At 68.4% G+C, this 7,172-nt stretch carries 6 protein-coding genes; all 6 read left to right on the forward strand.

The window, feature by feature from the left end:
• The first annotated feature begins 77 nt into the window (after positions 1-77).
• The 6 genes from ACYPYD_RS18240 (at position 78) to ACYPYD_RS18265 (ending at position 7,042) form a co-directional block, all read left to right on the forward strand.
• Complete coding sequence (locus ACYPYD_RS18240; RefSeq protein WP_459664654.1) at positions 78-1,253, forward strand: aminotransferase class I/II-fold pyridoxal phosphate-dependent enzyme; 1,176 nt, start codon at positions 78-80, stop codon at positions 1,251-1,253.
• Positions 1,250-1,861: an alpha/beta fold hydrolase gene (locus ACYPYD_RS18245; protein WP_459664655.1), complete on the forward strand. Its 612-nt coding sequence runs from the start codon at positions 1,250-1,252 to the stop codon at positions 1,859-1,861. The genes ACYPYD_RS18240 and ACYPYD_RS18245 overlap by 4 nt, the downstream gene beginning before the upstream one ends.
• Complete coding sequence (locus ACYPYD_RS18250; protein WP_459664657.1) at positions 1,858-2,643, forward strand: methyltransferase; 786 nt, start codon at positions 1,858-1,860, stop codon at positions 2,641-2,643. Before ACYPYD_RS18245 ends, ACYPYD_RS18250 begins: the two co-directional genes overlap by 4 nt.
• On the forward strand, positions 2,640-3,272 hold the full coding sequence (gene bioD, locus ACYPYD_RS18255; RefSeq protein ID WP_459664658.1) for a dethiobiotin synthase: 633 nt from the start codon (positions 2,640-2,642) through the stop codon (positions 3,270-3,272). The genes ACYPYD_RS18250 and bioD overlap by 4 nt, the downstream gene beginning before the upstream one ends.
• The gene (locus ACYPYD_RS18260; RefSeq protein ID WP_459664661.1) at positions 3,269-4,537 is read left to right on the forward strand and encodes an adenosylmethionine--8-amino-7-oxononanoate transaminase; all 1,269 of its coding nucleotides are present in this window, start codon (positions 3,269-3,271) and stop codon (positions 4,535-4,537) included. Before bioD ends, ACYPYD_RS18260 begins: the two co-directional genes overlap by 4 nt.
• Before the next feature lie 330 nt (positions 4,538-4,867).
• Positions 4,868-7,042, forward strand: a complete 2,175-nt coding sequence (locus tag ACYPYD_RS18265; protein ID WP_459664662.1) for a TonB-dependent siderophore receptor — start codon at positions 4,868-4,870, stop codon at positions 7,040-7,042.
• Positions 7,043-7,172 lie beyond the last annotated feature (130 nt).

Genomic DNA, 7,172 nt, shown 5'->3' on the forward strand with positions numbered 1-7,172 from the left:
GCCGGACGCCCCTTCATACTTCCCCCCGGACAAACCGCCCATTGTGCCAAGGACCCGCTTGCCATACCGGGCGAGGCATGAGCCGGCTCGATTCACACCTCGAGGCAGCGCTGGAGCGCATTACCCGCGCCGGACAGCGCCGGACCTTGCGCGCCACGACCCTGCTGCCCGGCGGCCGGATCGAGCGCGCCGGGCGCACGATGCTCGACTTCTCCAGCAACGACTACCTCGGCTTCGCGCGCCATCCGCTGCTGGTTGAGCGCTCGGCCGAGTGGGCCGCACGGGACGGTTCCGGCTCCGGCTCCTCACGGCTGGTGACGGGGACGAGCGCGGCGCACCTTGCCCTCGAAGCCCGCATCGCGGAGTTCAAGCACTGCGAGGCGGCGCTGATCTTCGCCAGCGGCTGGCAGGCCAACGCGGCGGTGATCCCGGCGCTGCTCGCCGCCATCCCGGGCGTGGCCGTATTCACCGACCGCCTGATCCACGCCTCGATGCACGCGGGAATCGCGATGGCGGGCGTGCGCCAGCACCGCTTCCGCCACAACGACCTGGGCCATCTCGAAACCCTGCTGGCGGAGAAGGCCGCCGATGCCCCCGCCCGCCTGATCCTGACCGAGAGCGTGTTCTCGATGGACGGCGACCGCGCCGACATGGGCCGCCTCGCCGATATCGCCGAGCGCCACGACGCCGCGCTGTTCGTCGACGAGGCCCATGCCACCGGCGTGCTCGGCCCCGAAGGGCGCGGGCTTTCGGCGCTGGTGCCGGGCAAGGTGGATCTCGTGATGGGCACCTTCAGCAAGGCGCTGGGCGGCTTCGGCGCCTACGTGGCCGGATCGCGGGTGCTGATCGACTACCTGACCAACGCCGCGAGCGGCTTCATCTTCACCACCGCCCCGCCGCCCGCCGTGCTGGGCGCAGTGGACGCCGCGCTGGACCTGCTGCCCGGCATGGACGCCGAGCGCGTGCACCTCGCCGCACTGGGCGACCGGCTGCGCGCAGGGCTGGCCCGCCTCGGCCTCGACCACGGCGCGTCCTCGACTCAGATCGTGCCCGCCGTGATCGGGCCGGAGGACGAGGCGATGGCGCTCTCCGCAAGGCTGGAGGCGGCAGGCTTCCTCGCCTCCGCGATCCGCCCGCCGACGGTGCCGGCCGGGACCAGCCGCCTGCGCCTCGCCCTGCGCGCGGGGCATTCGGAAGCCGACATCGACGCCCTGCTCGCCGCTATCGAGGCAATCACCGGAGAGCGGGGGTGAAGCTGCTGTTCGCCCACGGCTGGGGCTTCGACCACCGCTTCTGGGAACCGCTCGCCGCGCTGCTGCCCGAGCGGGCGCACGTCATCGACGATCGCGGCTACTTCGGCGCGCCGCATGAGCCTGCCGTCGAAGGCCCCTGCATCGCCGTGACGCACTCCTTCGGCACCATGCGCGTCCTCGCCGCCCCGCCGCCGGGCCTCATGGGAATCGTGGCAATCAACGGGTTCGAGCGGTTCACCGCCGTTCCGGGCCGACCGGGCGTCCCGGTACGCGTACTCGACCGCATGCTGCGCCGCTTCGAGACCGACCCGCGCGGCGTGCTCGCCGAGTTCCGCAAGACCTGCGGCTCCGCCGAGGCCTTCGGAGAAATCGACCCCGCAGCGCTCGCCGCCGACCTCCTGCGCCTGCGCGACGCCGCTCCGTCGCTGCCGGACGTGCCGATACTGGCGATCCACGGCGGCGCCGACCCGCTGCTCCCGCCCGAGATGCGCGCCGCCACGTTCACCGGGGCGCAGGTCCGCCGCATCGACCACGAAGCGGGCGGCCATCTCCTGCCGCTGCAAGCCCCGGAGCTGTGCGCCGCCGCCATTTGCGGGCTATTGTCGTGAGCAGGCGGGAACGCATTCGCAGCGCCTTCGCCGCCGCACCCGACTACGACGGCCACGCCCGCATCCAGCGCGAGGTCGCCACGACCCTCGCCGCGCGCATCGCCGCGCTCGACCTTCCGCCCGCCCCGCGTGTGCTGGAGATCGGCTGCGGCACCGGCTTCCTCACCTTCGCCCTGATGGATCAGGGCATCGGCGGCGACTGGCTGGTCACCGACATCGCGCCCGAAATGGTGGAGCGTTGCCGCGCCGCGCTTATTGCTGCTAATGACGTGCGCACCTTGCGTTTCGCCACCCTCGACGGGGAGCATGGCACCCCCGAGGGCGCGCCTTTCGACCTCATCTGCTCAAGCCTTGCGGTGCAGTGGTTCGACGATACGCCCTCCGCCCTCGCCCGCCTGTCGCAGTGGCTGGCGCCCGGCGGGCACCTCGTCGTCACCACGCTGGGACCGCGCAGTTTCCACGAATGGCGCGCCGCGCACGAGGCCGAGGGGATAACTCCCGGCACCCCCGCCTACCCCCCGGTTGAGGCCTTCGCGACGCTCTCCCCCGAGACGCTGCTGGTCGAGGACGTGACCGAAACCCACCTCGATCCGCGCGCCTTCGTACGTGCGGTCAAGGCCATCGGCGCAGGCACCTCCGCGCCTTCGCACCGGCCTCTCAACCCGGCGCAGCTGCGCGCGGTGATGGCGCGGTTCGCCCAAAGCGGATGCAACGTCACTTACGAGGTGGTGACCTGCCACTTGCGCCGCGCCCCGACATTTCCTTACGTGAGCCCCCAATGACCCAGCGCACCCTGATCGTGACCGGCACCGATACCGGCATCGGCAAGACCGTCTTCGCCGCCGCGCTGGCGGGGGCGATGGGCGCGCATTACTGGAAGCCGGTGCAGGCGGGGATCGAGGAGGAAGGCCCCGACGCCCAGCGCGTCGGCTTCCTCGGCGGACTGCCCGAGAGCAAAGTGCTCGCCGAAGCCTATAGCCTGACCACGCCCTGCTCCCCCCACCTCGCCGCCGAGATCGACGGCGTGACCATCGACACCGCCCGCCTCGCCCTGCCGGACATCGATGGCCCGCTGGTGGTCGAGGGCGCAGGCGGCGCTCTGGTGCCGATCTCGCGCACGGAAACCTACGCCGACCAGTTCGCCCGCTGGGGCGCGCCGGTGGTGCTGGTGGCGCGCACGATGCTGGGCACCATCAACCACTCGCTGCTTTCGATCGAAGCCCTGCGCGCGCGCGGTGTGGGCGTGCTCGGCGTGGCCTTCGTCGGCGATGCGGTGGAGGACAGCGAGGCCACCATCTGCGCGATGGGCAACGTCAAGCGCCTCGGCCGCCTGCCGCGTGTCGATCCGCTGACGCCCGAGACGCTGGCCGCCGCCTTTGCCGCAAACTTCCGCCTGGAGGACTTCGCGTGACCCTGGCCCCGGCCGCTTCCCCCGTCTGGCACCCCTTCACCCAGCATGGCCTCGGCGAGCCGATCCCGCTCGTCACCCATGCCGAAGGCGCGCTGCTGCACACGGCGGACGGGCGCACGGTGATCGACGCGATCTCGTCCTGGTGGGTGACCACGCACGGTCACTGCCACCCGCGCATCATGGCCGCCGTGGCCGAACAGGCCCAGAAGCTCGATCAGCTGATCTTCGCGGGCTGGACGCACGAGCCCGCCGAGCAGGTCGCCGCCGGACTGACCGCGATCATGCCGAGCGAACTGACGCGGGTGTTCTTCTCCGACAGCGGCTCCACCAGCGTCGAGGTCGCGCTCAAGATGGCGCTCGGTTATTGGCACGCGCAGGGTGAAGCGCGCCACCGCATCGTCGTGATGGAGCATTCCTACCACGGCGACACCATCGGCGCGATGTCGGTGGGCGCACGCGGGGTGTTCAACCAGCCTTACGCGCCGCTGCTGTTCGACGTCGGCCGCATTCCCTACCCCGCCGCCGGAGCGGAGCAGGACACGCTCGACGCGCTCGAAGCCCTGTGCCGCGAGGGTGACATCGCCGCGCTGATTCTGGAGCCGCTGATCCTCGGCTCGGGCGGCATGCTGGTCTACGGCCCGGAAACCTTGCGCGCGATGCGCGAAATCTGCACCCGCTACGGCGTCCTGTTCATCGCCGACGAGGTCATGACCGCATGGGGCCGTACCGGCACCCTGCTGGCCTGCGAACAGGCCGACGTGGTCCCCGACATCCTGTGCTTGTCCAAGGGACTGACCGGCGGCTCGCTGCCGCTGGCGGTAACCATGGCGACCGAGGAAATCTTCGCCGCGCACTGGTCCACCGACCGCGCGAAGATGTTCTTCCATTCCTCCAGCTACACCGCCAACCCGCTGGCCTGCGCCGCCGCCGCCGCCAACCTCGCCATCTGGGCCGAGGAGCCGGTGCGCGAATGCATCGACGACCTCGCCCGCCGTCAGGCCGCATGGCTGGAGAAGCTGGGCCGGTTCTGCCACTTCGACAACCCGCGCACGCTCGGCACGATCGCCGCGCTGGACATGCGCACGATGGGCACCGGCGGCTACATGGACAGCCTCGCGCCCGAACTCATGGCCTTCTTCCGCAGCCGCGACGTGCTGCTGCGCCCGCTGGGCAACACCGTCTACGTGATGCCGCCCTACTGCATCACCGACGACCAGCTCGACGACGTGTGGAACGCCATCGGCGAGGCCGTCGTCTCGTTCTGACGGCCGATCCGGGCATCTGCCGGGCAGGCATTTCCCGGAGCGATATTCCATGGCACGGTCATGGATCGAGCCTCTGATCGTCATGCCCGCGATGGCATGGATCGATCTCCTGACGGCGTACGGTCGCGCGCAGTTGAGTTTCTGCCTTCGCGGGAATGACGATCAAACACGCCACACGTCCCCGGAATTACGAATTTGTCGCGCTGCCGCATTGCCGCATTTGCGACCAAATGAAATTGTCGCGCAATATTGCTATTGCGAATGATACTCATTCCCGTTAGCGGCGCCTGCAAACGAGTGCGTGAAATCCGCAAGCAGGGGGATTACCAAATGAAGTTCAAGTTCGCTCTCATGTTGGGGTGTGCAGGCGTCCTGGTCGCCGCTCCCGCCGTGGCCCAGACCGCAGGTGAGGAAACCGATGGCGACCAGATCGTCGTCACCGGCAAGTACACGATCCAGAACAAGATCGACACCGCCACCGGCCTCGGCCTGTCGGTTCAGGAAACGCCGCAGTCGGTCTCGATCGTGACCGCGCAGCGCATCCTCGACCAGAACCTGATCAGCGTTAAGGACGTGATCGTGAACGGCGTGGGCGTCGCCGTCAGCGAAGTCGACGACGTGCGCAACTCGTTCTTCGCGCGTGGCTTCGAGATCCGCAACACCCAGGTCGATGGCGTCCCTGCCGCATGGACCCTCGCCGGCGGCAACGGCGAGACGAGCATCGACGTCTCGATTTACGAGCGCGTCGAGATCGTGCGCGGCGCCACCGGCCTGCTCTCCGGCGCGGGCGACCCGTCGGCCTCGGTCAACCTCGTGCGCAAGCATGCCGACGCCACCGAGCTGACCGGCTATGCCAACGCCAGCATCGGCAGCTGGAACACCTGGCGCCTTTCCGCCGACGTCGGCGGCGCGCTGACCTCGGACGGCCGCGTGCGTGCCCGCGTCGTCGGCCGCTACGAGGAAGGCGAGTATTTCATGGATATCCAGGACCGCAAGAAGTGGGTCCTGTACGGCGTGGTCGAGGCCGACCTCACCGACTCCACGCTGGTCCGCGCGGGCATCAGCCACCAGGACACCAAGCCCAAGGGCGCCAGCTGGGGCTCGCTGCCCACGTTCTACACGGACGGAACCACCACCGACCTGCCGCGCTCGCAGACCACGGCGGCGAACTGGACCTACTGGAACAGCACCAACCAGAACATCTACGCCACCGTGCGCCAGGGCTTCGGTGACAACTGGAACCTGACGGTCAACTACAACCGCCTGAAGAACACCGGCGATACCCAGCTGCTCTACATGTACGGCGGCGTCGACAAGGCAACCGGCACGATCGAGTCGAGCAACCCGTACAAGTCCAAGGGTCTCAGCGTCCAGAACAGCTTCGACGCGCAGTTGAAGGGTGAATTCAAACTGTTCGGCCGCGACCACGAGATCGTCCTCGGCGCGCTGCACAGCGTCCTGAAGCGCCACACCGACAACTATGTCGCGCCTTACACGGAGAACAATCCGGCCTGGGGCACCGGGCTGAATTCGTGGGCCACCAACACGCCGCTCATCGGCCAGAAGGGCCTGCCCTTCCCCGAGCCCGTCTGGGGCACCACCGCCGTGCGCAACGAACAGGAGCGCATCGAGCAGACCGGCTACTACGGCGCACTGCGCATGAACATCGCCGATCCGCTCAAGGTGATCGTCGGCGGCCGTATCTCCAGCTGGAGCCAGAAGGGCTTCGCCTGGAGCGGCACCAGCGACTACGGCGATGACAACGTGTTCATCCCCTACGTCGGCGCGCTCTTCGACGTGGCGTCGAACCACCGCATCTACGCCAGCTACACCAAGATCTTCCAGCCGCAGAACTTGCGCGATCGCGACCTGAATCTGCTCGACCCACTCAACGGCAATGCCTACGAGATCGGCCTGAAGAGCAACTTCTTCGGCAACGCGCTGCAGACCTCGATCGCGCTGTTCCGCATCGAGCAGGACAACGTGGGCATCACCGACGGCGAGCCGATTCCGGTCGAAGGCAGCACCCCGATCCAGCCGTACCGCGCCGCGCAGGGGGTCACCAGCAAGGGCTTCGAGATCGAGGCCACCGGCGAGCCGATGCCGGGCTGGAACCTCAACGCCAGCTACAGCCAGTTCAAGGCCGAGGATGCGAACGGCGTGATCGCCAACTCCGACCAGCCGCGCAAGCTGCTGAAGGTCTTCACCACCTATGATCTTTCCGGCCTGCTGGACGGCCTGACCGTGGGCGGCGGCGTGAACTACCGGAGCAAGGCCTACACCGACGGGCTCAACCCCTACACCGGCGCGGCCTTCCGCTTCCAGCAGGGCGGGTACACGCTGGTCAGCCTGATGACGCGCTACAACGTCAGCGAGGCACTGCAGATTCAGGGCAACCTGGAGAACCTGTTCGACAAGAAGTATTACAGCCAGATCGGTTCGTTCAGCCAGTACCGCTACGGTGCGCCGCGCAACTTCACGATCAGCGCGAACTACAAGTTCTGATCGGGGCCTATTTCTGATCGGGAGCAGGCGCCCACCCCGCTGCGATTAGGCAGCAAGCTGCCAAGTCTCGCGGCCCTCCCGCAAGCGGGAGGGCTATGCTTCTCCCCTCCCGCTTGCGGGAGGGGGGGAC

It is taken from the genome of Novosphingobium sp. 11B, from assembly GCF_054589055.1.

Coding starts and splice junctions, on each gene's coding strand:
- bioD (WP_459664658.1), top strand. CDS start 2,640: ATGACCCAGCGCACCCTGATCGTGACCGGCACCGATACCGGCATCGGC.
- ACYPYD_RS18240 (WP_459664654.1), top strand. CDS start 78: ATGAGCCGGCTCGATTCACACCTCGAGGCAGCGCTGGAGCGCATTACC.
- ACYPYD_RS18265 (WP_459664662.1), top strand. CDS start 4,868: ATGAAGTTCAAGTTCGCTCTCATGTTGGGGTGTGCAGGCGTCCTGGTC.